Annotated in this window: 18 protein-coding genes; 14 read left to right on the forward strand and 4 right to left on the reverse strand. The window is 55.0% G+C overall.

Translation table 11 applies throughout. The features are described 5' to 3' along the window. The 3 genes from JW885_06915 to JW885_06925 form a co-directional block, all read right to left on the reverse strand. Nucleotides 1–384: PQQ-like beta-propeller repeat protein (locus JW885_06915; GenBank protein ID MBN1881888.1), on the reverse strand; the 384-nt coding region annotated here is incomplete at its 3' end. 390 nt (nt 385–774) lie between these two features. Continuing rightward, a complete protein-coding gene (locus JW885_06920; protein ID MBN1881889.1) occupies nt 775–2,382 on the reverse strand; it encodes an FAD-dependent oxidoreductase in 1,608 nt (535 codons plus the stop codon). After that, the gene (locus JW885_06925; protein MBN1881890.1) at nt 2,379–4,052 is read right to left on the reverse strand and encodes an FAD-binding protein; all 1,674 of its coding nucleotides are present in this window, start codon (nt 4,050–4,052) and stop codon (nt 2,379–2,381) included. The genes JW885_06920 and JW885_06925 overlap by 4 nt, the downstream gene beginning before the upstream one ends. Nucleotides 4,053–4,751: 699 nt before the next feature. On the opposite strand from JW885_06925, the gene JW885_06930 reads away from it, so the two are divergent. The 8 genes from JW885_06930 (at nt 4,752) to JW885_06965 (ending at nt 14,493) form a co-directional block, all read left to right on the forward strand. Then, a complete protein-coding gene (locus JW885_06930; protein MBN1881891.1) occupies nt 4,752–5,342 on the forward strand; it encodes a Crp/Fnr family transcriptional regulator in 591 nt (196 codons plus the stop codon). A gap of 153 nt (nt 5,343–5,495) precedes the next feature. Then, nucleotides 5,496–6,473 (forward strand): NAD-dependent epimerase/dehydratase family protein, encoded by a 978-nt coding sequence (locus JW885_06935; protein ID MBN1881892.1) that lies wholly within the window; start codon nt 5,496–5,498, stop codon nt 6,471–6,473. Nucleotides 6,474–6,511: 38 nt separating this feature from the next. Continuing rightward, nucleotides 6,512–8,218, forward strand: coding sequence for a thiamine pyrophosphate-binding protein (locus JW885_06940; protein ID MBN1881893.1), 1,707 nt, complete (start codon nt 6,512–6,514; stop codon nt 8,216–8,218). A gap of 151 nt (nt 8,219–8,369) precedes the next feature. After that, nucleotides 8,370–9,299, forward strand: a complete 930-nt coding sequence (locus tag JW885_06945; protein ID MBN1881894.1) for a bile acid:sodium symporter family protein — start codon at nt 8,370–8,372, stop codon at nt 9,297–9,299. Between the two features lie 505 nt (nt 9,300–9,804). Beyond that, nucleotides 9,805–10,071 carry an SHOCT domain-containing protein gene (locus JW885_06950; GenBank protein ID MBN1881895.1) on the forward strand — a complete coding sequence of 89 codons (267 nt, stop codon included), beginning with the start codon at nt 9,805–9,807 and terminating at the stop codon, nt 10,069–10,071. A gap of 648 nt (nt 10,072–10,719) precedes the next feature. Further along, nucleotides 10,720–11,745 (forward strand): hypothetical protein, encoded by a 1,026-nt coding sequence (locus JW885_06955; protein ID MBN1881896.1) that lies wholly within the window; start codon nt 10,720–10,722, stop codon nt 11,743–11,745. Nucleotides 11,746–11,848: 103 nt separating this feature from the next. Then, a complete protein-coding gene (locus tag JW885_06960) occupies nt 11,849–12,634 on the forward strand; it encodes a hypothetical protein (protein MBN1881897.1) in 786 nt (261 codons plus the stop codon). 479 nt (nt 12,635–13,113) lie between these two features. Further along, the gene (locus JW885_06965) at nt 13,114–14,493 is read left to right on the forward strand and encodes a CoA-binding protein (GenBank protein MBN1881898.1); all 1,380 of its coding nucleotides are present in this window, start codon (nt 13,114–13,116) and stop codon (nt 14,491–14,493) included. Nucleotides 14,494–14,497: 4 nt separating this feature from the next. Here the strand turns inward: JW885_06965 and JW885_06970 are convergent, their stop codons facing one another. Continuing rightward, nucleotides 14,498–15,835, reverse strand: a complete 1,338-nt coding sequence (locus tag JW885_06970; protein MBN1881899.1) for a hypothetical protein — start codon at nt 15,833–15,835, stop codon at nt 14,498–14,500. A 290-nt stretch (nt 15,836–16,125) separates the two neighbouring features. On the opposite strand from JW885_06970, the gene JW885_06975 reads away from it, so the two are divergent. The 6 genes from JW885_06975 (at nt 16,126) to JW885_07000 (ending at nt 24,659) form a co-directional block, all read left to right on the forward strand. After that, nucleotides 16,126–19,956, forward strand: coding sequence for a PAS domain S-box protein (locus tag JW885_06975; GenBank protein ID MBN1881900.1), 3,831 nt, complete (start codon nt 16,126–16,128; stop codon nt 19,954–19,956). Nucleotides 19,957–20,025: 69 nt separating this feature from the next. Further along, the gene (locus tag JW885_06980) at nt 20,026–20,865 is read left to right on the forward strand and encodes an SDR family NAD(P)-dependent oxidoreductase (protein MBN1881901.1); all 840 of its coding nucleotides are present in this window, start codon (nt 20,026–20,028) and stop codon (nt 20,863–20,865) included. Between the two features lie 450 nt (nt 20,866–21,315). Beyond that, on the forward strand, nt 21,316–22,143 hold the full coding sequence (locus JW885_06985) for a radical SAM protein (GenBank protein ID MBN1881902.1): 828 nt from the start codon (nt 21,316–21,318) through the stop codon (nt 22,141–22,143). Nucleotides 22,144–22,201: 58 nt separating this feature from the next. After that, nucleotides 22,202–23,104, forward strand: a complete 903-nt coding sequence (locus JW885_06990) for a 3-hydroxyacyl-CoA dehydrogenase family protein (GenBank protein ID MBN1881903.1) — start codon at nt 22,202–22,204, stop codon at nt 23,102–23,104. Between the two features lie 99 nt (nt 23,105–23,203). Beyond that, nucleotides 23,204–24,103, forward strand: coding sequence for a 3-hydroxyacyl-CoA dehydrogenase family protein (locus tag JW885_06995; protein MBN1881904.1), 900 nt, complete (start codon nt 23,204–23,206; stop codon nt 24,101–24,103). 82 nt (nt 24,104–24,185) lie between these two features. Further along, on the forward strand, nt 24,186–24,659 hold the full coding sequence (locus tag JW885_07000; protein MBN1881905.1) for a hypothetical protein: 474 nt from the start codon (nt 24,186–24,188) through the stop codon (nt 24,657–24,659). Nucleotides 24,660–25,148 lie beyond the last annotated feature (489 nt).

Raw genomic sequence — 25,148 nt, forward strand, 5'->3', positions numbered from 1 at the left:
AAAAAACCGCCACTTTTTCTGTCCTGTTTTTACGTCCACGGCGTAAAGATTCCAATCTCTACAACCGAAATAGACGATACCATCCACCACATAGGGGGAGGAGTCTACCCAATCTTCAGGATTTATATACCATTTTACATCCCCCGTTTTCGCGTCTAAGGCGTAGAGGTGATCATCATTACTCCCGAAATAGACCACATCCTTAACCACAGCGGGGGAAGAGCATATATCATCACGTGTCTCAAACTTGAAGAGTTCTTCCCCTTTGATGTTTTTTTCTTCCCCGTTCATGGTTTTTGTCTCGGTACATGAAAGGAGTGAAATAGAAAGGAGAAAGGTACTGAGGATGAGCGTCCTTAATAAAAATATCTTCATGTTTTTCATTATTATTCCCCAACACACTCACTACTTATATTTGGATTCTTCATATCTCTCCGCGTATCGATAACTATCATTAAATATGTGTCTAAAGACCTACCGAGATTACTTGATGTTGTCTCGAAGGTTAGTGGCTGGAAAAGCAACAGATTAAACCATAGAATAATGAAGTAAATATATCTTGTTGAAAGACGAATTGTCAACGCAATACGTGACTACCGCAAATTAATTTGAATTTGTTAAGTGTTTCTTTTAAAAAAGGGAAAGCGTCTGTTTTAGATTTTTTTTGTAAGCCGACCTGTCGTGTGTGAGGGTACAAGCCGACGAGGCGGCATGTCGACGCGTGGTTCTTATACCGTTTTGCGAAGGATTTCGACCCCGTTGGTCGAGAGAGAGCTATCTCAAGAGATAGGGAATATCGATCCATATCGCCTCTTCGGGACACTCGACCTCGCAGGCGAGGCAGAACCAGCACGACCGGTGCTTCCCGAAGGGCTCGCCGCAACAGTAGCACCGCTTCGCCTCCCGTCTCGCCTCGTCTTGCGTGAGCGTGACCTCGATCTCGGAAAAATCGCCCGTTCCGGTGTACTTCCTCTTTGCGGTCCTGACCCGGGGGGAGTCGCTTCCCCTGCTTGTATCTATATCGAACTCGGTGACGACCGGGCCGGCGTAGGAGCGGCCGAACCGCAGGTGCTTTCCCTTCAGGTATCTGTCGACCGATTCCGCCGCCTCAAGCCCCTGGGCCATCGCCTCGACGGCCGACGAGGGGCCGGTGACGACGTCGCCGGCGATAAAAATATTCTCGGAGTCGGCCTGGAGGGTCAACGGATCGATGTCCTGTACCTTTTTCATGTCAAGACCGGCGGAGACAAGTGCCGCGTCGTCGGGCCTCTGGCCGATGGCGATGATGACGGTATCCGCAGCAAGGGTCAGCGTCTCGCATGAATCGAAGGCCGGGTTGAAGATTCCGTCGGCGCAATATACCTCGAGACACCGCTGAAACGCCACCCCCGTAATCCGGTCGTTTTCCGTTGTGAGGCTCACATTTCCCCAGGAGGGCTGGAATGTGACCCCCTCCGTCCGGGCGTCCTCCAGCGCCCAGGGGAAGGCGGGCATGTCCCCCTCCGCTTCGAGGCAGACCATCGTCACCTCACCAGCCCCGAGCCGCAGGGCCGTCTGGGCGGCGTCAACCGCCACGTTGCCTCCGCCGATAACGACGACCGTTTTCCCGACCTCCGGAGGCGTGCCGGACCGCACAGCTTTCAGGAACGAAAGGCCGTAGAAAAGACCGTCGATCTTCTCAAGACCCTCCATCGTGACGCTTTTGGTACACCCCGTGGTGATGATGACGGCGTCATGGGATGTTCGAACCTCGCCCATGGGAATGTCATTTCCCACGGCCTTTCCGCAGAGGATGGTCACCCCCATGCGGTCGAGGACCGATATATCCCGCTGGAGAATGTCGAGGGGGAGGCGAAACTCCGGTATCGCCCACCGGAGCATCCCGCCGGGGGCGGCTTCCTCCTCGAAGACGGTGACCGCATGCCCCCTCTTTCTCAACTCGAACGCCGCCATGAGCCCAGCGGGGCCCGAGCCGACGACGGCGACCTTCTTGCCCGTCTCAGCCTCCACCGCTGGGGTGAAATCATCGTCCCCCTCCAGCTCGCTGAGATAGCGCTTCAGCTCCCTGACCGCGACCGCCTCCCCCTCCGTCTCTTTTCGGTGGCAGGCGTCCTCGCAGGGCCGGGAACAGATGCGGCCGAGGATGCCGGGGAAGGGAAGCGTCTCCCGGACGAGATCGAGGGCCCGTTTTTCCTCTCCCCGGGCGATGAGCTGAATATACCCCTGGCAGTTGACCCCCAGGGGACAGGCGTTCCGGCAGGGGGAGAGCTTCATCCTGAGGTTGTCTAGGATGCAGGTCTCAACGCAGATGCCGCAGTAGATACACTTGTCTGTGTCGACGACGATGTTGTCGGAAAGGCCCTCCAGGAAATTGACGCTCATTTTTTCGCCCCCCTCTCCATCCGTATGATCGGTGCGTGGGTGATTTTTATATCCTCCATCGCGTCTCCCCTGGTTAGGACGATGTGCTTCAGCCACTCTGTATCGTTCGTCTCCGGGTAGTCGACCCGGTAGTGCCAGGGGATCCAGCGGCTCTCTTTTCGCTCGAGGGAGGCGGCGGCGCTCATCTTCGCGCACTGGATGATGTTCTCCACCTCGAAGACCTTGAAGAGATCGTGGACGTCCTTCACCCGAACCACTTCTGTAAGCTCTCTTCGGAAGCGGTCCATCCACCAGACGGCGCGGCCCAGCTTGTATTCGTTTTTCGGCGGGACAATGTAATCGTTGATGATCCGCCTGACCTTGTACTCAAATTCCTCGATAGAGACCGGGTTTTTCTTTTGGGACATCTTTTTTTCCATCTCTGCGATAAAATCCTCCACCTGGCCGAGGTCGGGGTCGACATCCCCGCCTTTTTCGGCCAGCTCCGTGGCGGACTCCGCCGCTATCTCGCCGAAGACGAAGGCCCCCGAGAGGTGCCCCCTCGCCACGAGGGAGGTATCCCCCGCGGCGAAAAGACCCGGGACGCTCGTCTCGGCCCGCTCGTTCACGCGAACGCCGGTGAGGCCGTGCCCCCCGCACAGGAAGCACTCGGTGGGCCAGAGCTCGATCTCTTTTTTGCGAAAATCGACGTCCCTCCCCTCGTAGAACCGCTCGCAGGCGGGCCGCTCGGTGGTAAAGAGTATCTCCTCTATCTCCCTGATCTTCTCCTCCGGCAGGTGGCTCATCTCTATGCGAAGAGGCCCCCGGTTCATCAGGAGGTGCTCCTTGTACATGGAGCGGATGGAGGGGTGCTCCTTGTCCTGTGGCTCGTTCAGCGCGTTGAAGAGCCTCGCCCCCCGGGTGAGGGTGATGTAGAGAAGCGGCGCGTTTATATCCTTGACGATGTAGTAGACCAGGGTGTACTCGAATCCGCTCAGCTCGGCCCCGGCCCCGTACGCCAGGATGTAGCCGTCGCCGGTGTTTCCCGGGAAGTCATACACGCCGTAGAGGTGCCCGTTGTCCGGAAGGCCGAACCGCGCCGTTCCGCCGGAACTGATGATCGTGGCCTTCGCCCGGCAGACGATGATCTCGCCGGTCCTGACGTTCATCCCGATCGCCCCCGCCACGCGGTCCCCGTCCTTCAGGAGCCTGACCGCCATTATCCGGTTGACGACCTTGGCCCCCGACTCCTCGACCTTGCGGGCCAGGATGGTCTTCAGCTCGGGCTCCATCATCGTCAGGCAGAATCTCCCCTTGGGGTGCACCTGGAGGATCTCGTAATTCCCCTTTTCATCCTTCGGGAAGCAGACGTTCCACGCCTCAAGGCGCTGCAGGAGCTCCCAGCTCCGCTCGGCAAGTTTATAGTTTACCGGCTCGTCCATGATGCCCTCGCAGGCCATCCGGTTTGACTCCACGTAGAGGTCCGGGTCGGAGACGCCGGGGACCGCGACGATATTGAGGGCGTCCATCCCCCGGGCGATGCAGCCGGAGTACTTGATGTCCCCCTTCTCGAAGACGACCACCTTCTGATCGGGCTTGACGTTTTTCGCCCTTACCGCGGCCATGGCGCCGGCGCTGCCGCCGCCGATGATCAACAAGTCCGCATTCAGTATCGGGTAATCTCTGTCCATAAACGATTTTTCGCCCCCTCTGTGTCGACTCCGGAATGTGAGGTCCTCACGTCTTTGCGTCAAAAAAGACCTTTAGACTTACTAGAATCTTCAACCTTCTAGTTTATTCGGCCTATTACTATATATCCGCAGAAAAGAGAAGTCAACAGATTTCACTCATAAACGACGCCGGGATCGTTGAGTATCGGAATCAGGAACATCTCTTTTTTTATCGTATCGATGAACTCATGGATGGGGGGCTCGGTCGTGAAGGTTTTGCGCGGAAAGACAAAAAAACTGAAAGATAAAAAACGGCTTGGAAAATGGAGAAAAAACTATTGTAGCAATAATCCGAGAGTTACTGATACGATATGTGAAAAGATGAATAACGGTCTCGATTTTGTGAATTCTCGATTTTCATGTACTCGTGAATACTGTATTTTTAAACGATGTAATTTCCAATGAAGAATGGTAGTATAAAAAACGGTTTGAAACGATCTGGTATATCTAAAAAAGAGATTCTTTCGGAATTTTCTCTGAGTCATGACCACTCATTCCGTGTTGTCATGCTCATCGGCTTTTTGACCAAAGGCTATAAATAACCACACGAATCCCTCTTTTGGAATAGGGCGGATCGGTGAACATACATCACCACGATAACGTATCAGCCGATTCTGTTTGGGAACAATATTATACTGGTATATCGGCCGGGAATGACCCATGGATGAATCCAGAAAATTATTTGTACTGAGCGTATTGGAGGAATACGCCGACATCCCCGAAGCAGAGTGGCGCAAGTTGGCCGACCGTCTCGAGAGCCTCACACTGGAAAAGAACGGCTTCTTCGTCCGCCAGGGCGATCTGCCGGACCGCATGGGCGTCATCTTCAACGGGATCTTTCGCGTCTTCTGCATCACCGAGTCGGGAGACGAAAAAATTCTGTCCTTTCGTATGAAAGGGCAGTTTCTCTCGGCGTATTCGCCGTTTGTGGAGAACCGGGAAAGCTGGTATTCGATCCAGGCCCTCACCGACGCCGAGCTGATATGTGTCCCTCTTGAGGATATGAAGAAACTCTCCGACCCCTGCTGGGAAAAGGTCGTCAAGGAATACATGGTGCGTCTCTTCATCGAAAAGGAGGACCGGGAGCGATCCTTTTTGACAGAAGACGCGCGCACCCGCTACGAACGGTTTCGGGAAAGTTACCCTGAGCTCGAAGAAATCCTCCCTCAGTATTATATCGCAGAGTACCTGGGCATCTCGCCCGTTTCATTGAGCCGCATCCGGGGCGAAATAAAAAAGAACGATCATTAACCTAGGTTAATGACCACCCCTCCATCACTTCCTATAATTATCCCAATTCAATACGGATAGGCACAGGGTGTTTCCGCGCCTGTTGTCTCGGTCTGATGTTCGCCCACGAAACATCCGAGTGTATATTCTCATCGACGAAAGGAGTGTGTGGATATGAAGCGGGCATTTGTTACCGGCGCCACCGGATTCGTCGGTCTGAACCTGGTTGAAATTCTCGCATCGGAGGGCTGGGACGTCGTCGCCCTTCATCTTTCCGGGGAGGATCTTTCGTATCTCTCCCGGTACGATGTGAAACCGGTCGCAGGCAACATCCTCGACTACCTGGGATTGACGGGCGCGATGCCGAAGGATCTGGATGCGGTCTTTCACCTGGCGGGGGACACCACCACGTGGCCCAAGCTCGCCGACAGGCAGTATAACATAAATGTCAACGGCACGGCCAATGTGTGCAGGGCGGCGATGGAGCGGGGGGCGGGCCGGGTGGTGGTTACCTCCTCTAGCTCGGCCTTCGGCTATCACGCCGAGCGGTTCAGTGAGACGACCCCCTCCAACGCCCTCACCTGCGGGATAAACTACCACAAGACGAAATATCTGGCGGAAGAGGAGGTCAGACGGTTGGTGAAAGAGGGGCTTGATGCCGTCATGGTCAATCCCTGCAACATCATGGGACCCTATGACACCGCCAACTGGTCCCAGCTCATCATAAATGTTGCGAAGAATCGATTGCCCGGCGCCCCTCCGGGCGTGGGGACGTTCGCCCACGTGAAAGATGTCGCCCGGGCGCATGTGACCGCCGTCGATAAGGGGCGAACGGGAGAGAATTATCTCCTCGGAGGCGTCGAGGCGAGCTTCAAGGAGGTGATCGCGGAAATCCTCGCGGTGACGGGCGTGGACCTTCCCCTGAAAGACATATCCAAGTTCAAGCTGAGAATCGCGGTCTGTGGATCGTCAATAAAATCGCTGATCGACGGCAAGGAGCCCTTCCTGAGCTATCCGAAGTATATGCGGTTGGTGGGACGGCTCTCCTGCGACAACTCCAAGGCCGTCAAGGAGCTCGGATTTTCGACGACATCCATCAGGATGATGGTGTCCGATTCGTACGAGTGGCTCAAGCAGGAGGGGCTGTTATAGCCCCTGTAGTCGGAATAACAGAAAGGATGAGGTGAAAGATGAGTGCGAGTAAGAATCAAGAACCCCATGAGGGGTGGACCCTGATAGGAGAATCGTTTGCCAGGGCGGGGGTGAAATACATATTCGGGGTGCCGGGGGAGAGCATCAGCCCGGTGCAGTACGCCGCACACAAGGCGTCGATCGAGGTCGTCACCGCCAGGCACGAGCAGGCGGCCGCCTTCATGGCGGAGGCATACGCCCGCATCACCGGCAATCCCGGCATTGTGCTGGTGACGTTCGGCCCCGGTTTTACCAATACCATCTCGGCCATGGTGAACGCACAATTGACCAACGCGCCGGTGGTGCTGATCGCCGGGGCCCACGGGGCGAAGTCCCCGGAGCGCCTGGGGCTTCAGGATATGCACCAGGAGCCGATCATCAGGTCCGTCGTGAAAAAGTCGCTGGTCTGCCGGAAGGCTGAGCGGATACCGGAATACATCGACATGGCCTTACGCTATGCCACGGGAGGATGTCCCGGCCCGGTATTCCTGGAGCTGCCCATCGATGTGCTCACCGCTCCCGTCGATATGGATCGGGTGACGTGGACCGGCGCCGATATCACATCCAGGCCCGTGGACGCACACGACGCTGAAAAGCTTGTGGAGATGATCGAGTCCTCGAAAAAGCCGATCATCATCGCCGGCAGCGGCGCCTATTATTCCGGGGCCGGGGATGAGCTGACCGCCTTCGTCGACCAGGTCGGGATCCCGGCGTTCACCCTGAAGATGGGACGGGGGATCATTTCGGACACCCATCCGCTCTGCTTCGGCACATCCGTCCCGACAACCCCGGGATGCGCCGCCACGGCCGTTACGGGATCGGACCTGGTTATCTTGCTGGGCACCCGCCTGTGTATGTATACCGCTAACGGCGCTTTTTTCAACAAGGATGCGAAAGTCGTTCAGGTGGACATAGAGGCGGAGGAGATCGGACGAAACAAGGTCATCGATCTCCCCATCATCGCAGACGCCCGGGCGCTGCTCACGGAATGCAAGGCCGTCGTCTCGCAGAGGGGCATCGGCGATGATCTGAAGGCCCGCTTCGGTGACTGGGTCAAGACGCTGAATGTGACCCATCGGGAGCAGAAAGAGATTGCTGAAAAGGAGCTTGTCTTCGATGATGTGCCCATCAACCCCGGCGTGCTGGTCCGAGAGGTTGATGCCTTCATGGATCGTGACGACGATATCATCATCTCCGACGGCGGCGATGCGTATTCCTGGGTCATAGCCACACGAACCTGCAGGAGAGAGATGAATGTCCTGGATACGGGCCTTTTTGGATGCCTGGGTGTAGGCCTGCCCTATGGACTGGCCGCCAAGCTCGCACAACCGGATCGGAGGGTTATCGTCTATACAGGTGACGGGGCGCTCGGCTTCAACTTCATGGAGTTCGAGACATCCCTCAGGAAAAAGCTCCCGATCGTCGTGGTCATCGACAACAACCGGAAGTGGGGCATGACGTCCAACAGCATGATGGACGAATTCGGAGAGTATGTCCCCGGAACAGTGGAGATCGGCTCTGTGCCGTATCATGAGGTGGTGGAAGCGTTGGGAGGTAAGGGATTTTTGGTGGAGAAGGCAGAGGACATCCGCCCGACGCTGGAGAAGGCGTTCGCGTGCGGGGTCTCTGCGTGTGTCAACGTCATGACCGATCCCGAGGTCATCGGTCCCGGCTCGAAGGCCATGGCGATGATGAAACATATATGACGGAGAACAACACAAAATCAAATGTGCCGGCTTTCGCACGGGACGCGGGAGCTTCTTCTCTGATGATGCGAAAGCCTCTCTTTTGTGGCGGGGGCCGGCGTTTTTTGTCTGGTGATGTCGGTAAGGTAGGTCCCGTAAAGGAGAAATAAACATGGAAGCGTCGATTTTTAACAAGATCATCATGCCTCTGGGCATCGTGATTATTATGTACGGCCTGGGGCTTTCGTTGACTGTTGTCGATTTCAGGAGGGTGTGGACAAATCCGAAGGTGATGTCGACAGGGATCGCCCTTCAGATTGTCGGCCTTCCGATTCTCGGTTTTATGTTCTGCTATGCGTTACACCTGAATCCCGTTATGGCAATGTCCGTAATGCTTCTGAGCTCCAGTCCCGGAGGGGCCATCACGAACCTGGTGTCGTTCGTCTCGAAGGGGGACGCGGCCCTTTCGGTGAGCCTGACGGCCGTCAACAGCTTCATTACCGTTGTGACGATCCCGATCGTGGTGACGCTTTCCCTGGGGCATTTTCTGGGGGCGGAAGCAGCGGCCCAAGTAAGGGTGTGGAAGCTTTCACTGGGAATTTTGGCTATCACCATCCCGCCGATTATCCTCGGCATGTTGACAAAGCAGAAGCTGCCCGATTTCGCGAAAAAATCGGAGAAGTGGGTAAGAAGGGGGACGATCGCGTTTCTGGCCACCATTGCCACGATAGTATGCATAAACGAGCGGGCCTTGATCACCGAGCATTACGATGAGATGACACTGCTCGCCGTCGCCCTGTGCCTGTTGAGCGGCATTATGGGCATGACGGTGGCGAGCGCCGTCCGTTTTCCAAGAAAACATGTTCTGACCCTCTCGATAGAGGTGGGACTTCATAACAGCGCCATGGCAATCGCCATCGCAATGAGCTTTCTCGACATGCCGGAGCTTTCGATATTCTCTGCATTCTACCTCTTGGTGGAATATATTATCTCAGGAATTCTGATGGGGATTATGAGCAGCTCCGTCGGCGATAGGATCCTGGGCATCAAGGGGGAGGCTGCAGGGGAGGTCGCGGAGAAAGCTACCGAAAAGATCCTGTAGAAGGGTCGATACCGCCCTGGATATTTCTTGAAACGGACGGTATATGGGGCTGACATCCTGTGTTTTCGTAATAAATTTTGCCGTGATGGAGTTGATTCGGTGTGCACTGGAAGCCCCGGATTTTCATGGAATCTAAAGGTATACGGCATTTGAGTGGTGAGGCGGCTCGTAAAACTCACACCTTGAAGGTTACGGGTTCTCATCCTAGCCCCGCTACCGAGATAACAACAAGGACCTACGAGGATATGTAGGTCCTTGTTTTGAGTATGAGTGCTCATTTCCCAAGTAAAATCCTGTTCGTTAGGTGTGAAGTCGGTTTAGATTGGATGGAAATGATGATTCAGCCTTACCGTACACTCCCTTCTGAATCCATTTTACGTAATACTCTCACTCTTAAAAAGAACTCATTTTTTGGACATAGTCAGCGAGTCATTTTCGTAGTATTGTCTCAATAACCGTGATAGATAGAAGGTCCTATCCGCATGTATTCATGGAGAAGAGCGAGATGGCACATGAAGAGAGAGATTTTGCTTCGCAAATGCAGGAGCTGAAAGACCTATTGGAACAAGGAGTTCTGACGCCGGAGGAGTTTGAGTCGGGTAAAAAAATGCTGGAACACAGAGAAAAAAGGAGAAGAAGAAAAGGTATACAATCCGGACCGGCGACGGAAAAAAATGGAGTTCCACTCTTTCCTCGATCCGGTGGATGTTTATCGCTGATGATTGTGGGCTCCATCGTCACTGCAGCGCTTGGTGCGTTCTGGTTGCTTTAGGCGGTATTTCACTTATAATCTTCGCAATAATTCCTATAAAGAAGTTGCCCGAGTTCTCGGGCGTCGACGCGATCCGGGACATCTCGACAAATATATCCCCGCCGGCACTGCCGCCGATGATCAATAGGTCCGCATCCGGTTTCGGTCTTCTTTGTGCCGCCATAGGAATGTGAGACTCTCATGTCTTTTCGTTGAGAAAGATTCCCAGACCATCTCAACTCTTTGACTTGTTAGCTTCTCCGGCCTTCTCCTATATATCCGTACGGGAAGCGCGGGAGACGTCACGTCGGATCATATTCCCCTTTTAATCGAGGCATGTATACATCTCATCGGTTGTCGGGAAGAGGTGGTGATTGTTTCCTCTCATTTTTCGGCATTTCATCGGACTTGAACTGAGCCCTTGTTTTTGATAAAATTTCCATAATTAACCCTGCCATTGAGCGGTTGATTTATATGTACGTACACCAAAGTGGAGCGTGAAAGTAAAGAGCGGGAAGTCATCATAGAAGCACGTTCTGTAAGAGAAAAGTATCTTATGATACAGGTTGATGACGGGCGGTAATATATCCGGCGGGATACCGATGCCCCCGATGGGGGAATAGACATCGCCCGCTTTTTCAGCGGTTATCTGGAGTATGTGTGATGAAAATGTCTTTCACTAGATCATCGACCGGAATTGTTCTGATCCTGATCATGGTGTTCGTTCTCCTGCTTTTGCAGACACATACCGCTCGTCCGCAATCCGAATCGGGAAAGGCGGCCGTTCAGGACGACGAATGGGGATTGGACCTCAGCGATGACGGAGGCGACGCCCAGGACGAGGAGTTCGGCATTGATCTCACGCCCGGAAGTCCTGATGCGGTCGCGGATGACATCTACAATAATTGCACGGACAAGAGGTATGAGACGCCGAGGGATTGTCTCCTGGACGATACGCACCGGAGGCTCGGGTGCACGGGCTGTTTTCTCTCGGCGGAGTGCGAGGGCCTGAAAAACATCAGCGGGTACGATGTTTTCAAGAGCATGTACAATCAGGCGCTCTTTTTCAAGGGCCCGGTTCCGGTAGGGGACATCGCATTCCTGACGCTGGCGTCAAGCATTATCAATAACTTTTACGCTCCCTACAAATCGACCGATTTCAACATCATCATTGAGGAGGGCGACCTGTCGTTTTGGGCAAAGCTTGAACAACCGGAAATGGAGGGTCAAAAGCCCACTTTCCGGGTGAGCAAAAAGCTCTTTCTCGAATGTTCCCCGGCCTTCCTCGTCCAGTCGATCGGACATGAGCTGGTACACATGAATCAGTATGAAAACAGCCCCGATGTGGATCTCAGGGGGATAACGACCTATATCAACGCATTTCTCGAGCTCGAGGCGTCGAGATGGGAGATCGAGGACACCTATTCGGGTTGGAAGATCGGAAGCAACGACTTGTTTGAATGTCTGAGAGGGGGAGAACAGATCGAGGTTATAAACATAAAAAACTGCCGCGAATGGCAAACCCTCGCGGCGATAGAGAAGCTGAATGATTGGAGGCCGACCGATCTGGATACCTTGGAGACATGGCTCGAGGCGAATCCGTGGACGAGGGATGTATGGCTCGTGGAGAATCCCGGATGGAGAAAGTATAATACAAATAATATACCCATGCCGTATGGCTGTGAGCCGTTTTAATCGTATTGAGTAGAAAGGTCACGGATAAATAGTACCCGGGGCCTTTTTTATCACTTTGATAAGAGTCAGCTTTTTATAATCTAATGCAAAAGGGGATGTGAATATGAAAACGACGGTAAAGATACTATTTTTCCTGTTTATTGTGATTATTCTGACGGCGGCGTATGCATATCCCGCAGGTCTTTCACCGCAAACCAATCCCACCAGCTTTGTGATGTCGGGTAATGCGGATCTCAACGGTGACGGGCGCCCGGAATCCATTACACTCGCGCCGGGGAGAAGCTTCGGTGAATTTATCCTGTCGGTCGACGGCGTCACAACCGTCGGGATGTTTGAGTTTGACGTTACCGACGGGTTCGCCGTCGTCGATATCAACGCTTCCGATGTGTACAAAGAGATCGCCGTTCATGCGCCGGGGCCGAGCGATGACGACGAATATCTGGTATACTCCTTTGACGGGGCGTCCCTGAAGGAGATGGGGAGGCTCGCGCGATGGCCCACATTTTCCGGGAACGGGATCGTCCTCGTGGACGGCTGGATGGGCTTCTGGAAGATCAGGGATAAATACGTCCTCGATACATCGACACGGACATTGCGGCACGTTCCCCAGGACCTCTACGCCGTCGGGGTGGAGGGGCATGCGATCAAGAGCTTTCCGGTCTATCGGACGAGAAGCGGAAATGAGGTGATTGCGAACACGATGCCCAACAGCAATTTTATCATCCTCGCATGTGACACCTCGCCGACATGCCTCAATGCATACGGAGATGCGGACGATTACTCCTGCGACTGGTACCTCATCAAGACCGTCACCGGGCTTGTGGGGTGGGTGCGGTGTGAGACGCTGATGGACTACGAGACGGTGGACGGCCTGACCTGGGCGGATTGATCGCCTCGACATATCCGACGCAGAGGGAGGCATCATCATTCTCCCGTGAGGCGAATCTGCTTTTGTACGATGACAGTCGTCCATCTCCATATATCATCAGATGGTGTGCGACACGCCGGACAGGTTGATGAATGAGGGGATGGGAAAAGAGATCTATGGGCCGGTGGTGTGCCGGCCTTTCTTTTTCAGGATGATCGGGAGAACGGATCGAATAGAGAACAGCGAACCGAATAAAATCGATGTTTTATAAGGTAATAATGCTTTATCGGTGTGTGACGATGTGTGTGTCGCGGCTTTTTTTCGGCGGAAGTCTGGTTTGGGCGAGAAAATTTGAATAATATCGAAGGTTTAAAATATGTAGAAAGCATCGACGGTACATGATATAGTGGTGCGAAAGAAAGGCGGGCGGCCGATCGGCCGATTGGTTTTTCGAAAACGCTCCCCCGAAAAAAGTCCCCCATCGAAAAAAGAGAGGATTAATGTACGATAGTTTTTTTGAGCCGAAACACATGGCGGTCATCGGCGTATCCCTGACGAACGACCGTCATCCGGCGAATATCATCTACAATAAAAACCGCCTCAGATATCCGGTGAATGTCTATCCGGTCAATCCGAAGGGCGGCACCATATTGGGGGAGACGGTCTATCGATCCATCGGTGAGGTTCCGGAGCGGGTGGACCTGGCGGTGATCGCGGTGGGGGCCGAGCACGTGGCGAAGGTCCTTGTGGAGTGTATCGACGCGCGCGCGAGGGCGGGGGTGATCGTCTCGGGGGGCTTCGCGGAGACGGGAAGGACTGACCTTCAGGATGAGATATCGAGCATCGCGAATGATGCGGGCTTCCCGTTTGTGGGACCGAACTGCCTGGGGGTTTACTCGCCCGGGTGTGTCAATACCCTGTTTCTCCCCGGCGAGCGCATGGTCACCCCGTCGGTGGGGAATGTCTCCCTGGTGAGCCAGAGCGGCGGTGTGCTGGTGGACCAGCTCGTGAAATTCTCCCTGGAGGGGGTGGGGGTCAGTCGTGCTGTGAGCATCGGAAACAAGGCGGGGTTGGACGAGTGCGATCTCTTGGAATACCTGGTGGACGATCCGAAGACGAGCGTGTTGGCCTTTTACGTGGAGGGATTCGACGGTGACGAGGGGAAGCGGTTTCTGGATGCGGCGAAGAGATGTCCCAAACCGGTTATCGTCCTGAAGGCGGGCAAGAGCGAAACGGGGCGGCGGGCGATTTCAACCCACACCGCCTCCCTGGCGGGGGACTACGAGGTGTTTCAGGGGGTGCTCTCCCAGCACGGCGTGGTGGAGGCAGGGGACGAGCTGGAGCTGGTTTCCTACTGCGAGGTGTTGAGCTGTTACCAGAACTCCATCAAAGGCAACGTTGCGGTGGTGAGCGGAAGCGGCGGCCACGGCGCCCTGGCGGTGGATACCTGCGCCGCCCACGGCCTGACGGTGCCGACAATGCCCGAAAGGATGCAGGAGGAGCTGCTTTCCGCCGTCTCCCCCAGCATCCGAAACATCGCCTCGATGGCGAATCCCTTCGACCTGACCGGAAGCGCCGTCGACGATGATTTCGTGACGGTCACCAAGTTTATCAGCACCTGGGACGAGATCGACTGCATCATCATGCTGCTGCTTCCGTACATCCCCGGCGTCACATCGGATGTGGGCGCCCGGCTCAGCGAGATATCCTATCTCTCGGGGAAGCCGCTTTTGGCCTACGTGCCCCATGTGGAGCGCTATCGGATGCTCATCGAAGGATTCGAGCTCAACGGCATCCCGGTCTCCCCGTCCATACACGGCGCGGTCCTGATGGCCGAGGCCCTCAAGAAATACCGCACAGTCCCGGGCGCCGGCGCCTGATCGGTTAACGGGAGGAGCCGGTCTCTTCCGCGAGAATTTCGAGCATCACCCCAAGAACCTGGGAGCCGATTTCGACATCCTTGTTGTCCGGGCAGTGTTTCTTGTCCGGGAAGTAGAGGTAGACGCCCCTTTCCAGCGGATAGTCCGGCTCCAGGCACAGGTCCCCCCAGGGGTCCAGGCCGCCGTTGACGTAGACCATGGGGACTGCGAGTTTCGGCACCATGTCTCTCACCATCCACTGGTTTTCGGAATTTTTCAAAAGATCCTCGCCGAACATCGTTTCGCATTCCTCGCAGTAGTCCTCAACACTCCGGGTGTAAAGCCCCCCCGCTTCCTTTGACATCCAGAAATCGAAGAATATCACGCACTGCTGGTACATATAGACCCGCCAGGCATAGCGGCCGGTGGCGGCCTCCTCCCGGGAGAGGGAGAGCCGCGAGCGGGAGTATGCGTATTCCCACGCCGCGCCGTCGGCCATGTTGTCGTCGATGAAGTGCATAGCCGAAAGAAAGAGCGGCGTCGGCAGCATCGAGAGGAGCTTAAAGAGCGGGAGGTATTTTTCGAACTGCTGAAGCTGGGCCAGGCCGGACACCAGTGCCAGGAGGAATTCCCGTTCCTGCCAGGTCTCGTCGAAGACCTCCGTGGGCTCAAGGTTGCTGACATGTTTCACGATGCGGCCGTAGAGCTTATCGCCGAAGTTGGTGCGCACCTGGTCCTCATAAGTGTACGCCATGAACGGCCAGTCCACCACGCCGCTGGAGGAGAGGATGAGCTCAACATCCCCGGGATAGAGAAGGGCGAAGTTGATGACCAGCGCCCCGCCGTAGCTGTATCCCACCCCCATCCAGGGGCCGGTATAGGTCTCCTTGAGGATTTCCACCGCCCGGTGGTAATCGGCCAACGCCTGGGGTATGGAGACATACGCCGGGATAGACTGGTTCGGATCGTCGGTCAAACTCTGTCCGTAGCCCCGGTGCTCGGCGGTGATGAAAATGACATCATCCGGGGAGCCGTACTTCTCGTAATGCCGGATGAGATATGCCTGGTCCAGGTCGTCCTCGTAGCCCAGGATGAAAAAGACCGGCGAGCTGATATCGGCCCCGTCCGGTATCAGGACGTACACCTCTTCATCGAAGGTGGGACCGGACGGGTCGGCATGATTCACCGGCTGGGTGATGGTGAAGGATTCCACGGTGGCGCCGAGGGGCGGTCCGGTCTCCCCGGCGCGGGTCGGATGCGGTGTCAGAAGCACACAGGTAAGAATCAGCAGTGCACAGACGGCACACGGAAGGATTCGTTCGCCCGGGTGACGTCCTCGCAGGCGCATAGAATATGTATACATAATCGGCTCCTCGTTTTCGGATAGTCGAGAAAATCACCGGACAGTATAGCATATCGGCGTACCGTGGGGCGGGAAAAGACGATCCCGCTCGTTTTAAAGAGCGTCGTCCGGTCCAGCCGTCACGATTATTTTTATCTTTCACAGTCATTTTCGCATGGGCCGGTGAAACGAATGTTTGAAATAAATATTGTTTTATGTTACAGTCAATCAATGTTTGTGGTTTTCTCCGTCATGTTTATTCACATTTTATCTTTTTTAAGTATCACCTGTTTTTGAGCTAAGGTGGCGGTATGGCCCACGAACGGCTTTCCGTTCTTTTTATTACAGACATTCCCGAAGATATCGAACATATCCAAAAGGCATGCTCGGAAATCCCGGGTACACCTCTTTTGCTTCAAACCTCCCCCACCTGTACCGAGGGGATTGAGCGGCTTTTAGAGGGGCGCTTTGACGCGGTGATTCTGAACGGCGGATCCCCCGGGGAAGACCGCCTCGATGATCTTCGGGACCTGGTATCAAAATTCCCGCACATTCCGATGGTCTATTACGGGTCTGACGACCGGGAAGACCACGCCCTGGCGGCCTTGGATCACGGCGCCGTCGATTACCTCTTGAAACGAAACGTAAACCGCCACACCCTCATGCGTGCGATTCGGTACACGATTGGGTTGACCGGGGGGCGGGAGCGTATCAGCATGTTTCGTTTCGAAGCGATTCTGGAAAACGCCCCGCTCGGCATCGTGTGTGTCGACATGGACGGTGTGATCGTGTATCAAAACCGTGCCTCCCGGGCCATCGCCATCGACGAGACATCTGAAAACCTTCCCGATTCCGCCGTAGGGACAAACATCTTTTCACTCCCCGGCGTGACACGGGACGAACAGGGGAAACACACCCTGAAAGCCTTATTGAACGGAACGCCTTTTTCCCCGCGTGTCGTGTCGTACCTTTCCACCACTGATATGACCATCATGATGGAGGTCTCAGGGAAACCCCTCTTTAGTAAGGCGGGATCGCAAATTGGCGCGGTTATCATGATCGCCAATGTGACCGATCGGGCGGCCGTGGAAGCGGCCCTTCGGGAAAGCGAGTTGAAATACAAGGTCATTGCCGACAGTGTGCCGGTGGGGATATTTATCCATGTGGACGGTTTCATTCGGTATGCGGGGACCGAGGCAATGCGGATGCTGGGGTATGACGAAGAGGAGGATATCGTCGGCAGGTTTATACTCGATTACGTACACGAGGATGACCGACAGATCGTTATGGAGAGCTCACAGGCCAGGGCTCGGGGCGAAGATCCTCCGGTGGGCTACGAGGTCCGCATGATCAGACAGGACGGTACGCTGTGTCCGGTTTTAATCTATGCGAGCCGCGTTTCCTATATGGGAGAGGATGCGATCCAGGGAGTATTTATCGATATCAGTGAAAAACAGGGTCTGGAGGAGGATCGAAGGCGGTATCTTGAAAGACTCATGGATTCGGAGGAGCGATACAGAACCCTGGTGGAAACATCCACCGAAAGCATTGTCGTCGTCCAGGAGAAGAGGATAGTTTTCTTCAACAGCCGATTCAGAGATAATCTGGGATATTCCGATGACGATCTTCTGGGGGCTGATTTCGGCGTATTCATTCACCCCGATGAACTGGAAACGGTAACCTCCCATTACCACCGTAAGATTGAGGGTGGAGAGGCGCCGACACATTATGAATTTCGGTGCGTGAAAAAAAACGATGAGGTGGTAATAGCCGAGGTCAGCCTCTCATCGATCGAATGGGAGAACAAACCCGCGGCCCTCTGTTTTCTCCGGGATGTGACTGAACGACACGAGGCCCAAAAACTCCTGCAGGAATCGGAAGAGCGTTACCGGGAACTGGTTGAGAATATCGATGATTTCGTCTACATCATGAGCGGCACAGGGGATACGATCTTCGTCAACAAAGCCCTTGAAAAGATGCTCGGCTACACCTGGGATGATTTTATCAGGATCAACTATCGGGACATTATGACTCCCGAGTCACTGCAGATTGCTGAGGAGATGTTCAAGAGGCAGCTTGTCGGTGAAGATGTGGGGACTGTTGAATACCGATTTCGTCATAAAAACGGCAACGTCAGAGTGGTTGAGGTCAGGGAGCGGTTTGTCTGGAAAGACGGGCGAGTGGTGGAGGTTCACGGCATCGGTCGTGACATTACCGAACGGAAAAAGAGCGAGGAGGCTCTGAGGGAGTCGGAAGAGAAATATAGAAACGTCGTTGAGCGGGCCAATGACGGCATTCTCATCATCCGGGATACTCTTCTGAATTACGCAAATCCAAGCATGTCGAGAATAATCGGGTATTCCACGGAAGAGCTTCTGGACACCCCCTTCGCGGACTACGTTCACCCCGATGATATCGCATTGACAAGTGACCGCTACCATCGCCGAATGCAGGGCGAAGACGTGCCGGTATTTTATGAAATATCACTCGTCACAAAGGACGGCAGGACCGTGCATGTTGAGGTTAACGGCGGCCTGATACAATACCAGGGCGCTGCGGCCGACCTGGTCTTCGTTCGGGACATCACCGAGCGTGTCAAGGCCGAAGAGGCCCTCAGGGAGTCGGAGGAGAAGCTCAGGAATATTTTCGAATCCTCCCAGGAGGTTATTTTTGTCACCGGTCTCGATGGTTCGATCTCGACCATAAATCCCGCCGGCGAGCGCCTGCTCGGTTATTCCCGGGAGGAACTGCTCACAATGAATTCCCTCGATTTCTATGCCGAGGCGGCAAAAAGAGAGAAGGCTATTGAGCTGATGAGTCGCTACGGGTACGTCAAGGATTTTGAAATTCGGATTGTCACTCATGGCGATACACTGCTGGAGTGTTTGCTTAACGCCACCGCAATCAGGAACCGCGAGGGGAAGGTCGTCGCCTTTCAGGGAAGCCTGCGGGATATTACCGAGAGAAAACTACTGGAGCTGCAGCTCATCAATTCCCAGAGGATGGAAGCGGTGGGGCAGTTGGCTGGGGGCATGGCCCACAATTTCAATAATCTTTTGGCGGGGATCATGGGGTATGCTGAATTCCTGCTTTCGAAAAAAAGCGAGGATGATCCGGACTTCAAGGCGTTGAGCACCATTCACGAAGGGACACTGCGGGCGTCTGAGCTGACCAGACAGCTTCTGGACATCGCCCGGGGCGGTGATTTTATCCGAAAACCCCTCAGCCTTAATAATGTGGTGGACCGGGTGATGCCGCTTGTGTCCGGGACGTTTCAAAGGTCGATAGTCGTTGATATTCATCTGGAGGATGACATTGCACTGATCGAGGGTGATCCGGGACAGCTTGAGCAATGCCTTTTGAATTTATGCATCAACGCCCGGGACGCCATGCCCGACGGCGGAACGCTGACCATCGAAACCAGGGAGAATTATCTGGACGAGGAATTCTGTCGGAGGCATCTTGACGCCCATGAGGGGAATTACGTGATCCTGACGGTGTCGGATACGGGTGTCGGCATGAGCCGGGACATCCAGGAGCATGTATTCGAGCCTTTTTTCAGCACGAAGGAAGAAAAGGGCGGCACCGGTATGGGGCTTGCCACGGTATACAGCACCGTCAGACATCATGGCGGAATCATCACCTTCTATTCGGAAAGGAACCAGGGGACGACCTTTCGTCTCTATTTCCCCGTCATCGAGGGGACCAGTGTGGAAGTGGCAAAGCATGTGGACGTACCCGATCAGACGGGACACGAAACAATACTCCTGGTGGATGACGAAGCGATGGTGCTTGAGGTGTGGAGCGATTACCTGCTGGAAAAGGGGTATGAAGTATATGTCGCAAAAGAGGGTGTGGGCGCCGTTGATATCTTTCGGCGGAAGAGCTCGACCATTGATCTGGTTATCCTCGATTACGTGCTTCCGGGAATCAGCGCTCACGAGGTACTCAAGCAGCTTCGAGCCGTTAATCCGGACGTCACGGTGGTGATAACATCCGGATACAGTGAAAACGGACAGGCCGGGGATATCCTTGCCGAGGACGTAGACGGATTCATACAGAAACCGACTCCCCTGACGGTCATGCATCGGAAAATCCGGGAGCTTATGGCCTGGAAAAAACAGACCGGGGGCTCCGAATAATCTCTCCCGGGGCCGTCCCGTGATCAATCTCATTAAAACACAATAACACAGGGAGGATGTCGTAACACCATGAGAAAAGCTTCGCATTTTTCCCATTCGGCCTCAATCGTCACGGGAGCGGCGTCAGGAATCGGCAGGGAACTCGCCCGCCGACTGGCGATTCTCGGCGCCCGGGTGTATGCTGTGGATATCGACGAGAAGGGGCTTTTGGACACGAAAGAGCGGCTCGGGCGGGACGGTGTTTCGATGGAAATCCACCGTCTGGACGTAACGGACGGCAATGCGGTACGGGAACTGTTTGAGCGGATCGCGGGTGAACGGGGTAGGATCGATTATGTCTTCAACAACGCCGGGATCGCCATCGTCGCCGAAACCCAGGATATGACCGGAGATTTGTGGAGAAGGATCGTCGAGGTCAACCTAATGGGGGTGATTCACGGCGCCACGACGGCGTATCGCATGATGGTGAAACAGGGATTCGGGCACATCATAAACACCGCCTCTCTGGCGGGCCTGGTGCCCGTCAGTTCGGAAACCGCGTATACCACGACAAAATTTGGGGTAGTGGGGCTTTCCCTGTCTCTGCGGGGTGAGGGGCGGGTCCTGGGGGTGAAGGTAAGTGTGGTGTGCCCAGGATTCGTCAGGACGGAGATCATGCAGCGTGTGGAGGTGGTGGGGGCAACCCGGGAGAAATACATGCAACAGATGCCGCCGATGATGGACGTGGAAAAGGCCGTCGACGTCATCCTTCGGGGTGTCAGAAAGAACCGGGGGATCATCCCGGTGGGTCTGGATGCCTGGTCTCTCTGGCTGGGCTATCGAATCTGGCCAGGCCTGATGACCCCCATAAACAATAAGATCATCCGCGTTCTGCGGAACGCAAAGGAGAATGCGTCGGAGGATCGCTGAGGCCGGCTGTACATGCGGAGGGGAAGGGGAGAGGGGGGCGAGAGTTTCGCACTCAGACAGGAGGGGACCGCTCTGTCGATGAAGGCGCCCAAGACACCACAGTCCAGGCGCCTTTTCAGCGTGCTGCCGTGTGCGTTGGGGGCCGGGGGGGGGAGCCGGCCGTGCGATGTTCCCTAAGAAAACACAACAGGCAACCGAATAATCCGCCTGTAACGAAACTGCGGCGGAATACGTGCCGGAGGAGTTTCGAACACCGACATAATCGTCTTTTTGCACGCGGTTGTGCGCCCCGGGCGGTTGCGGGGCGGATCGACGGAAGAGTAAGGCGTCGGCCGCAAACGGCAGCGGGCGACGGCATACAAAAGGGCTTGTACGGCGTTTTCGGCTGTGCTATGAATAGAGAAGATATCCCGGATGTACAGGTCGTGTCGTCCGGATGGAGGAAAACGGATGGGACGTGATCTCAAAGCGGAAAATCTGTCGGTCTCGGTGCCGAATCGGGGATGTGACAAGAACTGCCCCTACTGCATTAGCCGCATGACCGGCTATGTGAAAAACGATTACTCCCGGATGGTGAGGAATACTGAAAAGATAAAGAACGTCGCCCGGGCCGCGGAGGTGACCTCGGTGCTGTTTACCGGGAAGGGTGAGCCGGTTCTGGCGTGGGAGGAGCTTATGGCTCTGGGAAGGGAATTCGCCGGGTGGCCGCTGGAGCTGCAGACAAACGGCATAATCCTTGCGGGGGATGACGGCTCCATGATCGCCTCGTTGTATGCCGCCGGTTTCGACGTTATTGCCGTCTCCATGGACAGCGATCATCAGTTTAGTGAGTATGCGCCGCTGTTTTCCCGGATTGTCGATGCGGGCATGACCCTTCGCATCACCGTCAATATCACGGATATTCTCACGCCCCGCTCTTTCCCGGAGCTTCTCGCATACTGTCGAGAGCACGCCGTACACCAGTTGACACTCAGGAAGATCGTAGTCCCGGAAAATCCCGGGGACGAAAAGACGGCCCGCTGGATTGAGGAGCACGGCACGCCGAACGTATACGACGACCTGATGCATCAGGGGATCGCCCTGGCAAAAAATCAGGGGAAGCTCATCAGGAGCCTGGCCCACGGTGTTTTCGTATACGATATCGACGGGGTGTCGTTTTCCTACAGCGACTACTGCATTCAGGAGCGAAACGAGGGAGACAATATCAGGTCTCTGGTGTTTTTGGAAGACGGACACCTCTATACGTCATGGAATTCCCGGGCGTCGATACTGTTCTGACATCGGATGTCCGCAACGGAAACGGGGCTCGCGTTCACCTGTTTTTTGGAGACTCACTATGCCAACCGATGCCATCAGCAATACAACCGTGGTGGGGGCGGGATTCATGGGGTGTCAGATTGCGTCCCAGGCCGCCGTTTTCGGAGATACCGTGCGGATTTTCGACGTAGCACAGGATGTGCTTGCAAACGCCCGAAACCTCGTGAAGTTTTATGTGGAGGGATATTTTCAGGAAAGCGGCGGCGATCCGAATGATGCGCTTTTGCGGATCGATTTTTGTGACGATATCGTTCGGGCGGTGAAAGATGCGGACCTGGTTATCGAGGCGGTGACCGAAGACCTCGCCGTGAAGAAAAAGGTATTCTCCCTGATCGACAAGCACGCTCCCGGCCATGCCGTCATCGCCACGAACAGCTCATCTTTGCCGGTTTCCAGGATAGAGGATGCGATATCCCGAAAGGATAAGGTCGTCAACATCCATTTCGCCTCTCCCATCCCCCAGCGCAATTATACGGAGATCATGCGGGGGACGAAGACCACGGATGAGACGGTGAATAAGGTCGAGGCGTGGTCCCGGAGCATCAACTGCCTTCCTTTGATTGCCCTGAAGGAATCGATGGGCTTTGTCGTCAACCGTGTCTGGCATGCGGCCAGGAAGGACGCCCTGGCCGCGTGGGCGGGGGGCTATGTCGACTACAAAGATATCGACCGGGGATGGATGAAGCTGACCGGCATGCCCGCCGGCCCTTTCGGGGCCATGGACTATATCGGCATCGATGTGGTTCTCGGCATCGAGCGGGCCTATTACGAGGAGATGGGTTTGGCTGAGGATGAGCAGATCAAAAGGCTCGCTGAAATGGTCGACCGGGGTGAGCTTGGTATGAAGTCCGGCAGGGGGTTTTATACCTGGCCGGAGCCGGAATTTTCGCGGGCCGAGTTCCTGGATCCGAAGGTAAAGTAATCGGGGAATTGCAGCGGAACGCTATTCTGTTGCGGTTTCGCTTCTGGTGTGATATGTGAAAGGTGTATTCGTCCACTCATGACTTGAAAGGAGATTATCATGGGCGAAAAAATCAAAACAATCGCGATGATTGGTGCAGGATTTATGGGCACGCAGATCGCCTCCCGGGCGGCGGTACATGGCTACCCCGTTCGCATGTTCGACGTCAGTAAGGACGTCCTGAATGCCGCCGTGGAGGGAGTGAAGAACTACAACAACATGCACTTTCAATCGAACGAGGGTGATCCCGAAAAGGCGAACGCGCTGATCACCTTTCATGAAGACCTGGCCGACGCATTGAAGGGGGCGGACTTGGTTATCGAGGCGGTCCCCGAAGAGCTTGAGCTGAAAAAAAAGGTCTTCGCCCAGTTGGACGAACTGGCCGAACCGCACACCATCCTTGCCACGAACAGCTCCTCGATTCCGATCACCAAGATCGAGGGGGCGGTGAAGCGCATGGACAAGGTGATGAACGTGCACTTTTACATTCCGATTCCCAGAACCTATGCCGTTGATCTGATGCGGGGGACGAAGACCTCCGACGAGACCTTCAACAAGGTCGAGGCGTGGGTGCGGGATATCAACTGTATGCCCCTGATCGTCAAGAAGGAATGCATGGGCTTTGTCCTCAATCGCCTCTGGCGGGCCATCAAAAAGGATGCTCTGAAGATATGGGCCGGAGGTCATGCCGACATTGAATCAGTGGATCGGGGCTGGATGATCTTTACCGGGATGCCCCTGGGGCCTTTCGGCGCGATGGATTACGTGGGATTGGATGTGGTCTACGACATCGAGATGTCCTATTACAACAACAGTAAGGACGAGGACGACAAGCCCCCCCAGGCTCTCAAGGACATGGTGGATCGGGGCGAACTGGGAGTCAAGACCGGCAAGGGATTCTACGACTGGTCCAACCCGCCGTTTTTCTCTCCCGATTTTCTCGATCCGAAAAAGAAGTAACGTATCATATACCAACCATCCGGGGGGCGCGGTGAATCCGCCCCCCGTTTTTTTCTGAACGACCTTCGGGGGCGTCTCCCTCATGGGATCCTGGGAACTTTTTTCCATACCGACCCTTCTCTTTCTTGCCGCAGTTTTCGTCGCCGCCTACCTTCTCAAGCGGGCGTTCTCAGACGAAATCCTCACGATTGTCGATGTTGCCGAGGAGCTCTCCAGCCTCCTGTATGACGGCGGCCGCTTTCAGCGCCACACGAAGACCTACCTGATTGGAAAGCCGATTGTGGGAGAGGGGGAAATGAGAGGTCTTCGGCATACCGAAAGGGGCGTGACCGCCATTACCCTTCGGGATCATGTATACACCAGTGAAGCGGATATCGGTGTGGAGATGGTGCTCCTCTTTTTCTCGGTGGACGCCCCCACGGAGATCGAGGCCGGGGACGTCGCCGCATTCCGGGGCGTGCTGATGGAAGCGGGCGTCGCGGGCGGCGGCCTGCGCCTGGTGATCGATGTCAGCGAGCTGACCCACGTGGGTCCGGACGACGAACCGGACCTGTGACGGCTGAGCCGGGGGGGAGGCTCCCCGACGACGGAACAGATCTGGTGTCCCTTGATCCGGTCCTTCCTGTTCGTTTTTTCATCATACCCCATCATTACTTCTTGACAGAATGAATTTGGTGTATTAATGTAGAATTGAGTTAACTAACTGGTTAGTTGATTTTTTTGTGCTTTCGAATACATACTCCAAAGAGGGACGTTCCGTTACATACAATGCAATATAACGGCGTTGATGCAGTCTGTATAAGAATGTAGATATTGAGATTTTTTTGTATGAAAACACTTTGGTTTTAGTGAAAGATGAAAAAAAGATGAAAAGAGGACATCTCTGCGGACGAATTCTCCTGGGTATGTCAGTGTGCATGGCGCTGTCGATATGTGTGTCCCCTCCCGCGCTGCCGATGGACGAGGGGATATCCGACGGCAAGGTGGAGTTGACCTACACGCTGGATGAGTGCATTCACATGGCCTACCGGCAATCGCCCTTGAT

This window comes from Candidatus Zymogenaceae bacterium, from assembly GCA_016931225.1.
In the GTDB taxonomy this organism is placed as follows: domain Bacteria; phylum Desulfobacterota; class Zymogenia; order Zymogenales; family Zymogenaceae; genus JAFGFE01.

Coding starts and splice junctions, on each gene's coding strand:
- JW885_06920 (MBN1881889.1), bottom strand. CDS start 2,382: ATGAGCGTCAATTTCCTGGAGGGCCTTTCCGACAACATCGTCGTCGAC.
- JW885_06925 (MBN1881890.1), bottom strand. CDS start 4,052: ATGGACAGAGATTACCCGATACTGAATGCGGACTTGTTGATCATCGGC.
- JW885_06930 (MBN1881891.1), top strand. CDS start 4,752: ATGGATGAATCCAGAAAATTATTTGTACTGAGCGTATTGGAGGAATAC.
- JW885_06935 (MBN1881892.1), top strand. CDS start 5,496: ATGAAGCGGGCATTTGTTACCGGCGCCACCGGATTCGTCGGTCTGAAC.
- JW885_06940 (MBN1881893.1), top strand. CDS start 6,512: ATGAGTGCGAGTAAGAATCAAGAACCCCATGAGGGGTGGACCCTGATA.
- JW885_06945 (MBN1881894.1), top strand. CDS start 8,370: ATGGAAGCGTCGATTTTTAACAAGATCATCATGCCTCTGGGCATCGTG.
- JW885_06950 (MBN1881895.1), top strand. CDS start 9,805: ATGGCACATGAAGAGAGAGATTTTGCTTCGCAAATGCAGGAGCTGAAA.
- JW885_06955 (MBN1881896.1), top strand. CDS start 10,720: ATGTCTTTCACTAGATCATCGACCGGAATTGTTCTGATCCTGATCATG.
- JW885_06960 (MBN1881897.1), top strand. CDS start 11,849: ATGAAAACGACGGTAAAGATACTATTTTTCCTGTTTATTGTGATTATT.
- JW885_06965 (MBN1881898.1), top strand. CDS start 13,114: ATGTACGATAGTTTTTTTGAGCCGAAACACATGGCGGTCATCGGCGTA.
- JW885_06970 (MBN1881899.1), bottom strand. CDS start 15,835: ATGTATACATATTCTATGCGCCTGCGAGGACGTCACCCGGGCGAACGA.
- JW885_06975 (MBN1881900.1), top strand. CDS start 16,126: ATGGCCCACGAACGGCTTTCCGTTCTTTTTATTACAGACATTCCCGAA.
- JW885_06980 (MBN1881901.1), top strand. CDS start 20,026: ATGAGAAAAGCTTCGCATTTTTCCCATTCGGCCTCAATCGTCACGGGA.
- JW885_06985 (MBN1881902.1), top strand. CDS start 21,316: ATGGGACGTGATCTCAAAGCGGAAAATCTGTCGGTCTCGGTGCCGAAT.
- JW885_06990 (MBN1881903.1), top strand. CDS start 22,202: ATGCCAACCGATGCCATCAGCAATACAACCGTGGTGGGGGCGGGATTC.
- JW885_06995 (MBN1881904.1), top strand. CDS start 23,204: ATGGGCGAAAAAATCAAAACAATCGCGATGATTGGTGCAGGATTTATG.
- JW885_07000 (MBN1881905.1), top strand. CDS start 24,186: ATGGGATCCTGGGAACTTTTTTCCATACCGACCCTTCTCTTTCTTGCC.